9 protein-coding genes are annotated in these 17,620 nt (G+C 71.3%); all 9 read right to left on the minus strand.

Annotation, left to right across the window (positions count from 1 at the left end; translation table 11 throughout):
• Entirely contained in the window at window positions 1–963 is a 963-nt protein-coding gene (locus tag C1729_RS07740) for an AAA family ATPase (RefSeq protein WP_102510583.1), read from the minus strand.
• Between the two features lie 83 nt (window positions 964–1,046).
• Window positions 1,047–7,367, minus strand: a complete 6,321-nt coding sequence (locus C1729_RS07745; protein WP_102509434.1) for an Ig-like domain-containing protein — start codon at window positions 7,365–7,367, stop codon at window positions 1,047–1,049.
• A complete protein-coding gene (locus C1729_RS07750) occupies window positions 7,364–8,965 on the minus strand; it encodes a serine/threonine protein kinase (RefSeq protein WP_102509435.1) in 1,602 nt (533 codons plus the stop codon). Before C1729_RS07750 ends, C1729_RS07745 begins: the two co-directional genes overlap by 4 nt.
• A complete protein-coding gene (locus tag C1729_RS07755; RefSeq protein WP_102509436.1) occupies window positions 8,962–10,362 on the minus strand; it encodes an FHA domain-containing protein in 1,401 nt (466 codons plus the stop codon). Before C1729_RS07755 ends, C1729_RS07750 begins: the two co-directional genes overlap by 4 nt.
• Window positions 10,359–11,321 carry a PP2C family protein-serine/threonine phosphatase gene (locus C1729_RS07760; protein ID WP_102509437.1) on the minus strand — a complete coding sequence of 321 codons (963 nt, stop codon included), beginning with the start codon at window positions 11,319–11,321 and terminating at the stop codon, window positions 10,359–10,361. Before C1729_RS07760 ends, C1729_RS07755 begins: the two co-directional genes overlap by 4 nt.
• 8 nt (window positions 11,322–11,329) lie before the next feature.
• Window positions 11,330–13,051, minus strand: coding sequence for an RDD family protein (locus C1729_RS07765; RefSeq protein ID WP_165375453.1), 1,722 nt, complete (start codon window positions 13,049–13,051; stop codon window positions 11,330–11,332).
• A 215-nt stretch (window positions 13,052–13,266) separates the two neighbouring features.
• Window positions 13,267–14,292: a polyprenyl synthetase family protein gene (locus tag C1729_RS07770; protein WP_102509439.1), complete on the minus strand. Its 1,026-nt coding sequence runs from the start codon at window positions 14,290–14,292 to the stop codon at window positions 13,267–13,269.
• Window positions 14,289–16,088: an NADH-quinone oxidoreductase subunit NuoN gene (gene nuoN, locus C1729_RS07775; protein ID WP_102509440.1), complete on the minus strand. Its 1,800-nt coding sequence runs from the start codon at window positions 16,086–16,088 to the stop codon at window positions 14,289–14,291. Before nuoN ends, C1729_RS07770 begins: the two co-directional genes overlap by 4 nt.
• The gene (locus tag C1729_RS07780; protein ID WP_102509441.1) at window positions 16,085–17,620 is read right to left on the minus strand and encodes an NADH-quinone oxidoreductase subunit M; all 1,536 of its coding nucleotides are present in this window, start codon (window positions 17,618–17,620) and stop codon (window positions 16,085–16,087) included. Before C1729_RS07780 ends, nuoN begins: the two co-directional genes overlap by 4 nt.

Here is a 17,620-nt window from a genome sequence, read left to right on the forward strand (position 1 = left end):
TCAGCCGACCCGCTCCACGGGCGGTGCGGTCGTCGCGAGCACGTCCTGGATGATCTCGGGCGCGGTGACGCCCGCGAACTCGGACTCGACATCGAGGACGAGCCGGTGCGCGAGCACGGGCTCGGCAAGGTCCTTGACGTCGTCGGGGACCACGAACGCACGACCCTGGGCAGCAGCCCACACCTTGGCGCAGCGCACGAGCGCGAGGCAGCCACGCACGGACACGCCGAGTCGCGTGCGCGTGTCGGTGCGCGTCGCCTCGGCGAGCCGCGAGATGTAGTCGAGGACGGCGTCGTCGACGTGGACGTCGGCCGCCATGTCAGCCATGTCGGCGACCGCGTCGGTCGTGATGCGGGGGCGCAGCCCGGCCGTGCGGTCGCGCGTCGCGGAACCCGCGAGGATCTGGACGGTCGACGCGTGGTCGGGGTAGCCCAGGGATGTCTTGATGAGGAATCGGTCGAGCTGCGCCTCGGGGAGCCGGTACGTGCCTGCCTGCTCGATGGGGTTCTGGGTCGCGATGACCATGAACGGGCGGCCGACGGCGTGGGGCTCGCCGTCGACGGTGACCCGTGACTCCTCCATGACCTCGAGGAGCGCGGACTGCGTCTTGGGCGACGCACGGTTGATCTCGTCGGCGAGGACGATCGACGCGAAGATCGGCCCGCGGTGGAACTCGAAGCGGTTCTGCCCCTGGTCGTAGACCGAGACACCCGTGACGTCCGACGGCAGGAGGTCAGGCGTGAACTGGATGCGATTGTGCGTGCCTTGAACCGTCGCGGCGAGCGAGCGCGCGAGCGACGTCTTGCCCGTGCCGGGCGCGTCCTCGAGGAGAAGGTGCCCCTCGGCGAGCAGCGCCGTGAACGCGAGGCGGACCGTGTGCTGCTTGCCGAGGACGGCCTGCGAGACGTTGTCGACAAGAGTCTCGAAGGTCTCACGGAACCAACCGGCCTGCTCGGGGGTGATCACAGTGCGTTCTCCTCAGGAGGTCCGTGCCGCAGGTGCGGCGTCATGCGGGTCGTGCGTGGGCGAGCGGTGCAGGTGCGGCGTCAGGCGCCGGCTTCGGCTCCGTCGGCGGGTTCGTCGGTCGGCTGGTCGGTAGGCTCCGTCGGCGTCGGGTCGGGCGTCGGTGGCGGAAGAACCTCGAACGTCGTCTCGCCCCACGCAGTCGCCTTGAGGTCCTTGTCGAACGGCCGCTTCCCGACGATGCGCACCTTGACGTTGTAGTTCCCAGGGTCGAGGTTCTCCCACGTCTGCTGCAGCGTCTCGACATCGGTGATCTTCACGATGGTGTCCTCGGTGCACGTCGCACCAAGGCACACCTCGTAGCGGTCGAACTTCCATGGGGGGCCCACGGACGGCTTCGTCCACGAGACGCCGTAGGTGCCGGACGGCAGCCCTGTGAGGAGGTTGACGGTCGGGGCTCCCGGCTCGCCGATCTGCGGGATCCTCACGTCGGCTGTGGTGACGGCATCATTCTGGTCGGCCTTCGACACGACCGCCTTCACGACCACCTGGTCGTTGTGGCTCAACCACTCGGTCGCGGCGCTTGCGAGTGTGACGGACTTGCCGATGTCGAGCTGTCCTTCCGACACGACCGAGCCGTTGACGGTCAACGTGTAGCTCGTCGACGCGCTGCCGCCACCGATCTCGTCCCGACCCGGGGCGGTGACGACGACCTCGTACTTTCCGGCGCTCGCGTTCTTTACGTCGATCGTCGCAGGCTTGGCTGCAGTGAAGACCTCGACCCCGGGGATGGATGCCGGGTCCGAGCAGACCGGGCTCGAACCCGCCTCAGGCACCGTGCACGCGCGCACGACGATCGTGGGCGACGTCGTCCCGCCGTCGAGCCCACCGACCGTGAACTCCCTCGACGTCACCTTCGTGGTCTTGTCGCCGACCTTCACCTCGTAGTGGTCAAGCGAGATACCGGCGCCGCCCAGGTTGTCAGGGGGAGTCCACCGATAGGTCGCCTGACCGTCAGCGAACGGACGGAACGTCGATGGTGTGGCCGGGCTCCCTGAGACCGCGCTCGGCGCCGCCCACGTCCGCACGGTCGTGCGGCCGGGTGCGCCCTCGCCAGCCTTGTTCGTCGCGACGACCTTCACCGTGTAGGTGACGCCGTTGCGCACGCCCTCGAGGCGCACGCTGGTCTCGCCGGTCGTCGTCCTGGTGATCGTGTTGCCGCCACCCTCAGGGGTCGCGGTGACCGCGTAGCTCTTGATCGCTCCGCCGTTGTCCGGCGCCTTGTCCCACGAGACGTTGACGACACCGTTGCCGATCTTGCTGTCGTTGCTGCGCGTCGCCGTCACGACCGGCGCCCCCGGAACCCCCGCGGGCACCTCGGTCGTGATCGGCGACCACGGCCCTTCCTGGTCACGGCTCGAGACCGCGCGCACGCGCACCGAGTACGACTCGCCGTTGCGCAGGCCCGTGAACGTCCGGGTGAGTGCCGTCTCGTCGACGACGCCCGGTGCGCCCGTGCCACGCAGCTCGATGCGGTACTTCGCGATGGGTGACCCTTCGGTCGCCGGCTGGTTCCACGACACCGTGAGCTCGCCGTCGCCGAACTTCGCCTGCGGCGCCCCGGGCGCCTCGGGCAGCGTGTCAGGCGTCGCCGGCCCCACCGGGGCCGAGAGCTCCGACGCGCCGATCTCGTTGACGGCCTGCACGCGGAACGTGTAGTCCGTGCCGTTCTTCAGCTCGGTCATCGTGCAGCTCGTCGACGCGCAGGACCTCTCCTTGCCCGTCTGGTCGACGACGACGTAACCCGTGATGGGCGCACCGTTCGCGGCGGGCGCGAGCCACGAGAGCTCGACGGTCCTGTTCCCGACCGCACCGACCGTGAGACCCGTCGGGACGTCGGGTGCCGCGCGGACGTTGAGGACGATCTGACCGCCGACCTCACGCGCCGGGTCGTCCGTCTCGTCGCGGACCGCGAAGCGCACCGTGAGCCGACCGACAAGGTTCGCAGGTGGGGTGACCGTGACGCTCGACGCACTGATCGACACCGGCACGGACACGCCGCCCGTCTCGTTCGCCGCGGACACGACACGCAGCGGACGATCGAACGGGTTGAACGCGCCCTCGAGCACGTTGAAGGTCACCGCCTCGCCAGCCGCCACGTTGCGCTCGATGTCCGAGACGCGCGCCAGCTGCCTGTCGGACGCGAGGACACGGAAGTCGATCTGCGCGGGCAGGCTCTGCCCCTCGCCGTAACCGATGGCGAGGCTCACGGTGCCGACCGCTCCCCGCGTCGCGCCCGGCGCGGCCGCGAGCGTCAGCACCGAGCCGGAGAGCGTCGCCGTCACACCTGACGAACCGTTCGGCGCCTGGACGATCGAGTAGGTGTACCTGTTCTGCTCGGGCGTCATGCCCTCCGGACCGACCGTCACACGCGTGAGGTCGAGCGAGATGGGCGCGCCACCCTGGGCGACCTCGATGAGCCGCGGTTGGAACGTCGGCGGAACCGTCGCAGTCGCGAAGACGGTGATCGGCAGCGAGATCGTCGCCGTGCGCGTCCCGAGCATCCCGACGGGCCCGTCGACGACGTCGAACGTGATCGACGCCGGTCCGCCCTGGAAGGCCTTGTCGGAGACGTACCGGAGCGTCGTCTCGTCGACGATGAGGCTCGAGCCGTCGCTGCGCGTCGCCGTCACCGACTGCTCCGACGCGATGCGCGCCGTCTTGCCCGGCCCCACCTGAACGAACTCCGCGATATCGATGAGCAGTTCCTCGCCCGCTCCCACCCGCAGGTCGCGCGCCTTGGGACGCTTGACCGGCGGGAAGTCGCCGAGCGCAGGCACGGTGACGAACGCGTACGCGTGCGCCCCCTCGGCCTCCGGCCGCGTGTTCGTGAGGAGGAACGGCACGGTGCGGGCCGTCGGGCCGAGCGTCACCTCGACCTTGCCGTCGACCACGCGCGCCTGGTCCGCGTGGGACGCCGGCACCGACAGCGCAAGGTCCGACAGCGGACCTGACGGATTGACCGCGACTGCGAGCACGTCGACCTTCACCGACGTCTTCTCGATCGTCTCCGTCGCGGGCACGACGACGTCGTTCGCGATCGGCGGCAGGATCCGGGCGTCCGTCGAGACGACGATCGCGAGCGTCGCCGTCGCCCACGCCCCGAACTCGTTCGAGACGCGGTACGGCACGTTGTACGTGCCCGGCTTCTCCGGGGCCACAGCGACGATGCGCCGGCCCTCGATGCCGAGCTCCGTGATGCCGTCGACCGGCTCGAGCGGTGACGTGAGCGTCAGCTCACCACCCGACGGGTCGACGTCGTTGAGGAGGACGCGCACCTCGACGCGCTCGCCCGGCCGCACGCGCACCTCGTCGTCGCGCGCGACGATCGCCGGGGGGTCCGCGGGCGCCTTCGCGATGCCGACACGCACCGTCGCGACAGCACGCTGGCCCACCCAGTCCTCGACCGCGTACGTGAAGGTGTCCGTGCCCGACGAGTCCGGGAACGCCTCGTACTCGAGGTAGTCCGCGCCGGACGAGACGACGACACCCTTCGTCGGCGCGGATGCCTGCCCGAGCAGCTGCACGCCGTCACCGTCGTCGTCAATGCCGATGAGCGGGATGATCACACGGACGCGCTGGCCCGCGAACACCCGGGCCTCGACGTCCTGCGGACGCGGCGGTGCCTTCGTCGCCGGGTCCGACGCCCGGACGTTGATCGTCACGCGCGCCGCGGCCTCGTTGCCGTGCGGGTCGACGACGGCGAAACGGGCCGTCACCGTCGACGGCGACGACGGCGCCTGGAAACGCAGGACGTCCCCCGAGACGAACATGAGGCCGTCAGACGGCTCCTCGACGAGCGTGCCGCGCAGCGACACCTTGTCACCGTCCGGGTCGGACGCGCTCTCGAGCACCGGGATCGTCACGACACCGCCCGTGCGGACGGTGACCTCGACGTCCCGCGCGACCGGGGCGCGGTCCTTCGACTCCGCAGCCCTCGGAATGACGAGGATCTCCCCCGTCGACTCCGCGATGCCGTTCGAGACCGTGTACCGGACCTTCTCCGGGCCCTCAAGCCGGCGCGTCGCCGTGATGCGCAGCAGCTCGTGACCGAGCACGCCGAGCCGCAGCGCCGACCCCTCCTCGGCGCGGACCGACGTGAGCACGAGCACGAGCCCGTTGGGGTCGGTGTCGTTGGCCGTCGGCGAGATCGTCACCTCACCGCCGTTCGGCAGCATCGCACGGTCGCTCACCGCGACCGGCGGCAGGACCGACTCCGGACGTTCGACGACCTCGATGCGCGCGAGGCCGCGCGTCGTCTGGGAACCGGCCGACACCGTGAACGGCACGTAGTACGAGCCTGCAGCCGGGGCGGAGAACATGAACGTGCCCGTCGAGAGGTCCGGCGTCACCTCGACACCTTCGACCGCGTCGACCGCCGTGAGCGTCACCGGGGCCACCGTCGTCGGCCTGACCGCCGCGAGGACGTCGACCTGCACAGGCTCGCCGACGAACGTCTCGGCGAGCAGCGGGTCGAGCTGCGGTGCGAGCGTGCCCGCCGCACGCACGTCGACGAGGACCTCGCCCTCGACCGGCTCCGTCGTGCCGTCCGTGACGCGCACGGAGACGCGGTGCCGACCGAGACGGTCACCCGCCTGGAAGCGCAGCAGCCCGTCCTGGCGCGACGTCACCTGGGCGCCCTCGCCCGTGCTCGCGCCGACGAGCCTGAGGTCGTCGCCGTCAGGGTCAAGGAACGAGGAAAGGACGTCGACCTCGGTGGCGGCGCGGGCCTCGACCTGCGCGACCGGCACGCGGACCTGGGTCGGTGCGCCGTCGTCGCCGTCGGGCGTCACCCGGATCCGCACGGTCGACGCAGGCGGTGTGCCCCGTCGGCGGCCGTCGGACACCGTGTAGTTGAGCGTGTACGTGCCGCTCGCGCCCGGCTTGACGACGACCTGCAGCGATCGGCCGCCGGCGATCGCCTGGATGTGGCCGACCTCTTCGGGGAGGGGGTCGATCGACGCGACGGTGAGGACACCGCACTCAGTGTTGACGTCGTTGTCGAGCACGGGGAGCACGGTCGTACGGCCTGCTCGGACCCCGAACTCGTCAGGTTCCGGCATCGGCTCGGACTCCTCGTCGCGGCACGTGTCGACCGCGTCGTCCTTCTCCTGGTCCTGCGCGTCCGAGTCCTTCTCCGTCTCCGCCTCGGTGCGGTCCTCGATGTCCTGCCAGTTCGGCGTGAGCATCTGCGGAACGTCCTCGGGGAGCCACATCATGCCGCCGACGACGTCGTTGAGGACGACGATCCCGCGGTTGACGCGGAACCGCAGCTGGGTCGAGGGCGTCATGCCCTCGAGGCTCTCCACCTGGTCCTCCTGGCCCGCGCACCTGCGCAGGTAGCTCGCCGTCGGCGTCGACCAGGCACCGTACTCGCAGCCGCGCGCGACGACGGGCGCCGCAGCCGCACCGGTCGCGCCGGGCGCGACGAGCTCGACGTCGCCGCCCGACGACGGGATGCGCACAAGGTTCGTGGTTGTCGCGACGAGGACCGCGTCGTGCGCCGGCCCCGTGAGCTGGAGAATAGGGTCCGCACCCGCCGCCGAGACGTCGCTCGACCAGCCGTCGCCGTAGAGCGTCGTGCCCGCGAGGACGACGAGCTGGTCACCGACAGCCGCAGCCTGGACCGGCTGCGCGATGCCGCCGACCATCGCGTCGACGCCGCCCGGCGGGTTCGGTGCGGCAGCGAGCGCGGCCGTCACGGCCTCACCCGCGTCCTTCATCGTGCCGTCCTCCGCGAACGTCAGCGCCTCGTCCTGGAGATCACCCCGGTGCACGGCGCCCGTCGCGGGGTCGAGGGCCACGACGTCGCCCGTGTCGGTCGCGACCGCGACCGCCCCCGCTCCGAGCGTGAGCGTCGCCGACTCCGGCTCGAGCGAGAGCGCGCCGAGGTCCGTGGTGCGTCCTGCCCACACGTGCCCGTCGGCCGACGTCACCGCGTACGAGCCGCCCGCGACCGAGACACGTTCCGTACCGCCGACCTCGATCGCGCTCGTGAGCGCGACCGCCGCCGGGTCGACGAGCGTGAGCGCGCCTGGCTCGACGAGCACGACGTCACGCCCGGACTGCAGCACCTCGAAGACGTTGCCGCCCTGCGCCACGAGTCCGCCGTCGAGCTCCTTGACCTGCGAGCTGTACCGCGCGAGCTTCTGCTGGTTGCGGTACGTCAGCCACACGCCTCCGTCGTTGAGTTCGACCTGCTCGACGGTGACGCCCGGGTTGACGAGCGCGAGCGTCGCGAGGACCGCGGGCACGAGGCCCACGGCCGAGTACGTCGCCCACCGGCGCCGCGGGGAGAGACCCGCGGCCTTGTCGAGCTGCCGTGCGCGTCGCGTCGTCGTCATGGGAAACACCCTTCGAGCGGTGTCGTCGACAGCTGGCCGTTGGCCCGCACGATCGAGACTTCGATGCACACGGAGTCCGTGCCCTCGGGCAGCGGGACGTCGACGTACGGCACCTCGACTCGCTCACGACGCTCGGAGTCCTCGAGACCCCAGAGGTAGCCGTCGCCGTCCTGCGCCGCGGGGTTCACCCACGTGAAGCGGACCGTGCCCGTGCCGATCTCCGTCGCCTGCAGCGTCGTCGGCGAGGGCACCCGGCCGGACGTGATCGTCGTCGGCTCCGGGCTCGGCTCGGCCGTCGGCGTCGTCACGGAAGGGCGTGGCTCGTCCGCGTCGCGTCCGAACGCGAGATAGCCAGCCCCGACGAGCACCCCGGCGAGCACGACCACCGAGGCCGCGACCGCGACCGTTCGGCCGGTGCCCCCGGACCGCGTCGGAGGCACGGACGGCGCGCTCGGCCCCGGAACCGGCGGTGGTGCGGGCAGGACGTAGCCGGGGGTCGGTGCCGGAAGGTGCGCGGGCACGGGGGCGCCGTGCGACGTCGCGTAAGCCGCGCCGAACGGTGCAGCCAGCGCGGGCACGGCCGGCTGCACCGGCTCCGGCGTCGGCACAGGCGCCGGTGCTGGCTCCTGTGCCGACGGGTCGATCGTGACGATCGGCCGGGCGCGCGTCGCCTCAGCACTCACCTCGGCCGACGTGTTCTGCACGCGCGGGACCGCGCGCTCCGTCGGGTCGAGGACGTCGATCTGCGTGGCCGTGAGACCGAGCGACCGCTCGATCTGCTGGAGCGCGTGCGCGAACCCGACCGCCGTCGGGTACCGCCGGACCGGGTCCTTGCTCATCGACCGTGCGAGGACCGCCTGGAGCGACGTCGGCACGTCGTCGCGGTCGATGTTCGGCAGGGGCGACCGCTCGATGCGGTAGATGAGGTCAGCGGCACCGTTGGGCTGCCCCGCGATCTCGAACGGCGAACGGCCCGCGAGCATCGAGTAGACCGTCGCGCCGAGCGAGTAGACGTCGGCCCGCGTGTCGCCGTGCGGCTCCGACTGCAGGAGCTCGGGAGGCGACCATGGGATCGACATGCCCGTCCCCGCGGCGCCCGCGCCGCCCGTCGCCGCCGCGATGCCAAAGTCGGTGAGCGCGGGATACCCGAAGTCGGTCGTGAGGATGTTCGCCGGCTTGATGTCACGGTGGAGGATACCGAGGCGGTGCGCGGACTCGACCGCGGACGCGAGACGGATCCCGGTACGCAGCGTCTCCTGCACCGTGATGCGCTCCGTGCGGTAGCGGGCACCGATGCCGGGCCGCGAGCAGTACTCCATGACGAGGTACGGACGGCCGTCGGCCGAGATATCGGCGTGGTGGATTGTGACGATCGACGGGTGGTGCGAGAGCTGGGCCATGAGGTTGGCCTCGGTCGAGAACCGGACGCGCGTCTCGTCGTCGAGCGAGCTCGCGAGGAGCACCTTGACCGCGACCGAGCGCGACGGAAGGTCCTGGCGGTACTCGAAGACGTCCGCGAAACCCCCGAGGCCGAGCAGCTTGACGTACTCGTAGCCGGGGATGTGCGGGGGAACTGCGGGTTCTCGACGTGCTCTCATCGGTCGCGCACCACCGAGAAGGTGACGCCGTCGCCGATGTCGACGGTCGCGCCCAGCACGAGGAGCGTCGGCACACCTGGTGCGAGCCGCACGGCGGCGCTGCCCGCGCCGTGGACGACGACGCCGTTGGTCGAGTGAAGGTCCGTGAGGAAGACCCGGTCCCCGTCGTCCTGCACCTGCACGTGCGTCCGTGAGATGTCGTGGTGCGGGCTCGGCACGGTGACGAGACGCGGCAGCGACCTGTTCGGGACCCTGCTGACGACAGGCGCACGCCCGATGAGCACGGTGCGCTCGAGCGTCACGACGAGGCCCGAGGACATCACGAGCTTTGCGGTGCCGCGCTCCGCGGGCACCGCGAAGGGACCGGGCACGCGGTCTCCGGTCCACGTCGGCAGGTTCTTGCGGATCTCGACGAGGTCCGAGCTCATGACCGTCAGCCCGTCGTGATCCGCGGCCGCGTCGACGCGCGTGCTCGCCGCGACCGGGCCGAGGGGTGCGGGTGGCGGCGGGAGCACAGGGTGCGCCGCCGGCCGCGGCAACGTTCCGGATGCGTCCGGGAGCGGGACCGGCGGGTGCGGCGCGAGGTGACCGTCGGCGTCGGCCGGTGCCGTGGCGGATCCGGTCCCTGCCGAGCGCTCGGCCTCCGCCGCGAGGGCGTCGACCTCAGCACGGAGCGAGTGATCGACCCCGAGGATCGTCATGGCGTCGAGGTGGTCCTCGTCGAGCGAGTAGTCGTGCTGCTCCTCAGACGACGCTGCCGGAGATGCGTCGGCGGGCGCTCCGGGGTGCGCGGGCGCTGCGGGGTGCGCGGCTGCTGCGGCGAGGGCGTCGACCTGCGCCCTGAGCTCGGCAGTCACCTGGAGCACGGTGTCACCGTCGTCGTCGAGGTCGTCGGGGAGGTCCACGACGTGCGCGTCGGCCGAGGGTGCTGCGGCCGACGACGGCTCTTCCGCGGCGGGTGACAGGCCCGCACGGAGGACGAGACCGAGCTCGACGGCAGCCGAGGGCACGACCGCGGCGAGAACGGGAAGCGCGTCGGCACCGAGACGTGTCGCGCCGACGGCCTCGAGGACGAGTCCGTCGACGTCGCGGAGATGGTGCTCCTGCCAGCGATCGGGTTCGCCGCGGCGCACGTCGTCGCCGCGGGCCGTGCGCGCGCTGAGCACAACGTCACCGAGGAGCACTGCCTGCACCGCGCCGCCGACGACCGACAGCGCGCCGCACGCCCGCACCTCGTCGGCCACGACACGGCGGACGTCGACGACGTCCCCCCCGTCGCGCAACGTATCCCACACCGCGTCGAGGAGCCCGGCAGGGGTACGCGGCGGGAGCATGACGGCGACGCCGTCGACGACGACCGCGAACCAGTCGCCGGGAACCGACCGAGGAACGATCATGCCGCACCCCCGGGTGCCGGCGGGGGCGGAGGGACGGGACCCCGTGCAGGAGTTGGCACGGGTGCGGGGGCGCGGGGTGGGACCGGAGCCGTGGCGGGTGCCACGACGGCCGGCTGCAGCGCGCTGCGGGGCCCCGTCTCGCCGGGGAGCTCCTCTTTCCAGCGGGTGCCGCCCGCTGCATGCCGCTGCTCACGGATGCGCTCGAGCGAGCCCCGCGTGACGGTTGCGTCGTCGATCGGCAGGTCTGCCCGCGTCGAGGCGACGTCGACGACGACGACCGTGACGTTGTCCCGGCCGCCCGCCTCAACCGCTGCCCCGACGAGCCAGTCCGCAGCCTGCTGAGGGTCGTCGAGCGTCGTGAGCGCCTGGAGGATCGTCGGATCGTCGAGCTCGCTCGTCAGCCCGTCCGAGCAGAGCATGAGCCTGTCGTGCGCCGCGACCGGGAGGAGCCAGTAGTCAGGGTCCGGCTCCGAGCCCGTCCCGACAGCTCTGGTGATGACGTGCCGTTCAGGATGGATCCGCGCGTCCGCCACGGTGATCTCGCCCGTGTCGATGAGCTCCTGGACGACCGAGTGGTCGACGCTCACCTGCTCGAGGGAGCCGTCCGAGACCCGGTAGACGCGCGAGTCCCCGATGTTGAAGATCAGCCAGTACTCGGCGCCATCGACCTCCGTGACGGCGACCCCGGCGACCGTTGTCCCGCCGAGGCGTGCTCCGAGCGTCTCGCGCATGCGGACGCCCGCGTTCGCAAACGCGTCGTGGACGGCGTCCGGCGTCGCCGTGTCGTGACCGACGAGCGCCGAGAACGCGTCGACGACGATGCGGCTCGCGACGTTGCCGGCGTCGTGACCACCCATCCCGTCAGCGACGAGGAAGACGGGAGGGCACGCCAGGAGCGAGTCCTCGTTGAGCGAGCGGACGCGACCGCGGTCAGTCGCCGATCCCCAGAGAGTGTGCACGTGTGTCCTCAGGCGCCGCGGAACTCGAACGAGATGGAGTAGTCGCCGAACGTCACGCTCGATCCTTCGGGGAGCCGGACGACCTGGTTCTCGGCGCAGATGATCTGTTGACCGTCCGCGAGCGTGACGACAGTGCCGTTCGTCGAGGCTCGGTCGGCAGCCCACACGCCCTCGTCGTCGACGCCGATCATCACGTGGGTCTTCGACACGGACCGCCCAGGGTCAGACACGCGGACGAGCTCACCGACCTCCTCGCCGTCGCCGGCCGCGGGGTTGCGCCCGACGAGCACCGTGCCCGTGATCGTCAGCTCACGACCGTCGGAGATGCGCAGGAGCGCGGACGCCGGGATCGCGCCGTCGTCGACGGCGGGGACCTCCGTGGTCCGGGGCCGCAGGCGCGTGAGCTCAAGGTCCTCGTCGAGGACCAGCCCACCGGAGGGCAGCTGGTCCGACACCGTGGGCACGGCCGGGGCCGTGGCGAGGGCCGGGGACGCGTCCGCGCGGACGCTGCCGGGGACGCTCGTGATGAGCGTCGCGCCGCCGGCAGGTGCCGGCTGTGCGGCGGCAGGCGCGGGTGCAGGTACAGCCACGGGTGCCGGGGGTCCGGCAACCGGAGGCGTCGGGCCGGGCACCACGGGCGCAGGCGGGAAACCCTGATCCGGCGCAGGCGGCAAGGGCTGACCCGGCGCAGGCGGCAAACCCTGACCCGGCGCAGGCGGCAAACCCTGACCCGGCGCAGGCGGGAAACCCTGATCCGGCGCAGGCGGCAAGGGCTGACCCGGCGCAGGCGGCAAAGGCTGACCCGGCGCAGGCGGCAAAGGCTGACCCGGCGCAGGCGGCAAACCCTGACCCGGCGCAGGCGGGAAACCCTGACGCGGCGCAGGCGGCAAACCCTGACCCGGCGCAGGCGGCAAAGGCTGACCCGGCGCAGGCGGCAACGGCTGACCCGGCGCAGGCGGATACCCATGACCCGGCGCAGGCGGCAAAGGCTGACCCGGCACAGGCGGATACCCCTGGACGGACGGCACAGGTCCACCAGGCCCGGGCACGGGCGCGCCGACGCCCGGCGCCGGCACGGAGACAGGCGGCGCCGGATACCCCGGCGCCGGTGGCACCGACGCAGAACCGAAGCCGGGAAGCGGCGGGGCAGGCTGCGGGACCGAGCCCGCGCGGCCTGCTGCGGACGCCGCAGGACGGGCCGCCGCCGGCCTGGTAGACGACGGTGCTCGGCCCGGCAGCCCGTCGACGACGTTCGCGTTGACCATCTTGTCGTGCCAGCCTGCCCGGCGCCCGGAGGAGTCGAGGAAGATTGAGATGATGCCGAGGAACACCACGCCGGTGAGAAGCCCGAACATCAGCTCCCGGAGGAAGGCACGACCGATGCCGAGGGGGGCGCCGGTCGACGCGTCGACGAGCGAGATCCCCATGAGCCGCTTGCCGAGCGACCACCCCTTGGAGCCCAGCAGCCAGAGCTGCACGAGGCCGACGACGAGCGAGATGCCGCTGCCGACGGAGAGACCGCGGAGCGCGTCCCCGATCATGTCGATCGACGTCGGTGCCGTGTCAGACTCGGCCGACATCGTCGCAAGGGCCTCGAAGTACGCGGGGAGGAACGGCAGCATCGGGATCGATGCGATGAGCGAGTCGACGAGACGCGCACCGAGTCGCTTGCCGAGCGCCGCAGGTACGCCGACGGCACCTCCGGACGCTCCCATAGGGTAGCTGCTCACCGTTGACGTCACTCTCCCTGTCGTGCCACGAGACCCCCGATCGACCGGCGATGCGACGGCGGGGTCTTGCTCCATTCACCTCGCACGAATCGGCCGTGCGGTGCAAGGGTACACGCGCCCCGCGCCCCGCGCCCGGCGCCCAGCGCCCAGCGCCCAGGCACGAGCAGACCGTCGAACTGATGACGTCCCAGGTCGGGACTCCTGCCGAAACCTCGTCAGCTGGCCCGGTCGACCATCGCGTCCGCGAACGAGACGAGGGTGTCCTTGACACGGCCGTCCGCGAGGGAACCGATCTCAGCAACCGCGTCCCTCGCCCACCGGGCCGCAAGCGCGCGCGTCGCGTCGACGACGTCGTGCTCGCGCAGCCGCTCGACCGCGTCCGCGAGCACCGTGTCGTCCGAGAGGTCGGAGTCGAGCAGAGCGACGAGCTCCGCGTCCGCCGCGGACCCCTCCCCTGCGGCGACGCGACGCCGCAGCAGGATCGTCGGCATCGTCGGCACCTTCTCGCGCAGGTCCGTGCCCGGGGTCTTGCCCGTGAGGTCACCCGTGCTCGTGAGATCGATGACGTCGTCGGCGAGCTGGAACGCGACACCCAACCGCTCGCCGTACGCGGCGACCATCTGCGCGACCTCATCGGAGCAGCCCGCGAAGCGCGCACCGAAGAGCGCCGACGTCGCAAGGAGCGACGCCGTCTTGTCGGCGAGCACACCGATGTAGTGCTCGACCGCGTCGTCCGTCTCGCGCGGGCCGATCGACTCACGCATCTGGCCGAGGCACAGGCGCTCGAACGTCGCCGCCTGAATCTTCACGGCCTCCGTGCCGAGCCCTGCGACGAGCCGCGAGGCGCGCGCGAAGAGGAGGTCACCGGTGAGGATCGCGACCGAGTTGCCCCACACCTCGTGCGCCGACGGCGCACCACGGCGCAGCGGCGCCGAGTCCATGACGTCGTCGTGGTAGAGCGTCGCGAGGTGCGTGAGCTCGACGACAACCGCCGCGTCCACGACCTCGGGACGTGAGCCGTCGCCCAGCTCCGCGCACAGGAGCGCGAGGAGCGGGCGCAGCCGCTTCCCGCCCGCGTTGACAAGGTGTCGCGAGGCGTCGTCCGCGAGCTGGTCCGTCTGCGTGACGGACTCGCGCAGCACCGACTCGACGGTCTCGAGGCGGTCGGCGAGCAGCTGGGCCAGCTCGGCGTCGGGCACGGGCAGCCCGACGCCGGCGGTCGGCGTCGTCGGGGTGGTCACGGGAGGAAGTTCACCGTCTTCTCGAGCAGGTCCAGGACGGGTCCGGGCAGGACCCCGAGAAGAAGAGTACCCACCATCGTCACGGCGATCGCCACGCGCGAGCCGACCGAGCCCTTGAGGACGGTGACGCCCCCGCTCGTCCGCCGCAGCTGGTCCGAGAGCCGCAGCCCCACGCCAGCCTCGGGCTCGCCCGCGAGCGGCGTGCCCACGGGCGCGTCCGACGTTGCGCCGAGCGCGCCGACAGCGACGACCTCGCGCGCCGGCTCCGGCTCGGCGTCGTCCGCCGCCGGGTCGACGAAGAACATGAGGACGATGATGCGGACGTAGAAGAACACCGCGATCGCCGAGCACAGCACCGCGAGGACCGCGAGCCACCACAGCCCGCCGTCGACCGCGACCTTGAACGCCGTGAACTTCCCGATGAAGCCGGCCGTGAGCGGGATCCCCGCGAACGACAGCAGAAAGACGGAGAACGCAACCGCGAGGAACGGGCTGCGACGGCCGAGGCCCGCCCACTGCGACAGGTGCGTCGCCTCGCCGAGCGTCACCGCGTCCGCGCCACGACCCTGCGACTCGCGCACGAGCCGCACGACAGCGAACGCGCCGACGGTCGCCAGGCCGTACGCGAGCAGGTAGAAGATCACCGCGCTGTTCATCGGGAACACGAAGGTCTGTCCGTCGTAGGGCAAAACGCCCGCGACAGCGACGAGCACGAAGCCCGCGTGAGCGATCGACGAGTACGCAAGAAGACGCTTGACGTCGTGCTGGACGACGCCGAGGACCGAGCCAAGCAGCATCGACGCGATCGCGACGATGACGATCGTCACCTGGATCTCCTCGTGGAGATCGAGGCCGATGAACGGGGCGAACCACACGACGATGCGGATGACCGCGCCGAAGGCCGCAGCCTTCGTGCACGCGGCCATGAAGCCCGTGATCGACGTGGGTGCCCCCTGGTAGACGTCGGGCGTCCACTGGTGGAACGGCACCGCACCGACCTTGAAGAGCACGCCGACGAGCAGCATGACGACACCCATGACGAGCAGCGGGCGCCCGCCGACGAGGGCCTCGGGCACCTGGACGGCGTGACCGTTCGTGATCGCCCAGAGGTTGATCGTGCCGGCGTAGCCGTAGACGAGCGCCATGCCCATGAGGAAGAACGCCGACGAGAACGCGCCGAGGAGGAAGTACTTGAGCGACGCCTCCTGCGAGAGCAGACGACGGTGGCGGGCCATGCCCGACATGACGTAAAGCGGCAGCGAGAGGATCTCGAGCGCGATGAACATCGTCAGCAGGTTGCCCGCGGCCGGGAAGAGCACCATGCCGCCGACGGCAAAGAGGAAGAGCGGGTAGATCTCCGTTTGCTGCAGACCCTTGGTGCGCGCGAGCTCCTCGTAGTCCGAGCCCGGGATCGCGGCGGCCGTCGGAGCGAAGTCGTCCGCACCGCGTGAACGGTCGGCGACGACGAGCAGCGCGAGCGCTGCGACGACGAGGATGACCGTCTGCAGCGCGAGCGTGAAGTACGAGACCATGAGCGACCCGTTGACGAGCGCGATCGCGTTGAACTCCGTCGGAGCGAGCTGGTCGACCCACAGCCACACGTTCCACCCGGCCGCGCCGAGCAGCGCGACGAGCGCGAGCGTCAGCTGCGTCGACCGACGGGCCCGCGGGGTCACGAAGGCTTCGACGAGCACGCCGACGACGGCCGCGCCGAGCACGAGCAGGTACGGCGCGAGCCACGTCCACCAGATCTCGGGCTGGACGAACTGCGGTGCAGCAGCGATGAGCGGGGTCATGACGCGCTCCCCTCGAGGGCGATGGTCGAGACGGTGACGTCGGCGGGAGCCTCAACGAGGTCGAGCGCCGGACGCGGGTAGAAGCCGAGGACGAGGAGCGCCGCGACGAGCGGGGCGACGACCCACTTCTCACGGCCCACCATGTCGGGGAGGCCCGTGAGGTGCTCCTGCTCGGGGCCCGTGAACATCCGCTGGTAGGTGAGCAGGATGTAGAGCGCGGCGAGGACGACGACGACCGCCGAGACGATGACCGCTGCGGGGTACGCGCCGAACGCGCCGATGAGCACCATGATCTCGCCGACGAACGGCGCGAGACCCGGGAGGGACAGCGTCGCGAGGCCACCGAGGAGGAAGACGCCCGCGATGATCGGCGTGGTCCGCTGAAGACCGCCGAAGTCCGCGATGCGCTGCGACCGCTGGGGGTGCCGCGCGATGACCATGCCCGCCGTGAGGAAAAGCAGGCCCGTCGCGAGACCGTGGCCGAGCATGTAGAACGACGCACCGGCGATCGACGTCTGCGAGAACGCGAAGATACCGAGGATCATTACGCCGAAGTGCGACACCGAGGTGTACGCGATGAGGCGCATGAGGTCCTTCTGCCCGAGAGCGAGCAGGGCGCCGTAGATGACGGAGACGACCGCGAGGACGATGATCGTCGGCGCCGCCCACGCCGAGGCGCTCGGGAAGAGCGGGATACACAGCGTGAGCATCCCGAACGTGCCGACCTTGTCGAGCACGCCGACGAGCAGCGTCGACGTGCCGGCGGGCGCTTGCTGCGCCGCGTCGGGCAGCCACGTGTGGACCGGGAACATCGGCGCCTTGATCGCGAACGCGAGGAAGAAGCCGACGAAGAGCAGCCGCTCGACGTTCGTCGTGAGCGCGAGGCCCGTGAGGTTCGCCGTGAGGAAGCCCTCCGCGCCGCCGGGTCCCTGGAGGAACAGCGCGATGACCGCGACGAGCATGACGAGCCCGCCCGCGAGCGAGAAGAGGAGGAACTTCACCGCGGCGCCGCGACGCTGCGGTCCGCCGAACGCACCGATCATGAAGTAGATCGGGATGAGCATTGCCTCGAACACCACGTAGAAGAGGAAGACGTCGCGCGCCGCGAAGATCAGCGTCATGAACGCGGCGGTGAGGAGGACGAGCGCGAGGTAATGGCGCAGCCGCTCGACGTCGTCGCCCTGCTCGCGCCACGCCGCGAGGATGACGATCGGCACGAGGCCGACGCCGAGCGCGACGAGCGCGAGCCCCAGGCCGTCGACGCCCACGGCGTACGACGTGCCGATCTGCGGGATCCACGCGTACTGCTCGTAGAGCTGGTGAACACCCGCCCTCGACGTGTCGAACTGCGTGAACGCCCCGACGAGGAGGCCGACGTTGACGAGCGAGACGCCGAGGGCGATCTCGCGGACGCGACCGCGCGCGCCACGGGGCAGGCACCACAGTGCGACGGCGCCGAGCGCGGCGACGACGACGAGGGCCGTGAGCCACGGGAACGAGGCCGTGAGGTTCTCGGGCACGAGGGATTCCAT

It is taken from the genome of Sanguibacter massiliensis, assembly GCF_900240335.1.
GTDB lineage: Bacteria > Actinomycetota > Actinomycetes > Actinomycetales > Cellulomonadaceae > Flavimobilis > Flavimobilis massiliensis.

What these genes read in the sequence shown, in the direction of transcription:
- C1729_RS07780 (WP_102509441.1), bottom strand. Translation starts at nt 17,620, where the DNA reads ATGGAATCCCTCGTGCCCGAGAACCTCACGGCCTCGTTCCCGTGGCTC.
- C1729_RS07750 (WP_102509435.1), bottom strand. Translation starts at nt 8,965, where the DNA reads ATGAGAGCACGTCGAGAACCCGCAGTTCCCCCGCACATCCCCGGCTAC.
- C1729_RS07755 (WP_102509436.1), bottom strand. Translation starts at nt 10,362, where the DNA reads ATGATCGTTCCTCGGTCGGTTCCCGGCGACTGGTTCGCGGTCGTCGTC.
- nuoN (WP_102509440.1), bottom strand. Translation starts at nt 16,088, where the DNA reads ATGACCCCGCTCATCGCTGCTGCACCGCAGTTCGTCCAGCCCGAGATC.
- C1729_RS07745 (WP_102509434.1), bottom strand. Translation starts at nt 7,367, where the DNA reads ATGACGACGACGCGACGCGCACGGCAGCTCGACAAGGCCGCGGGTCTC.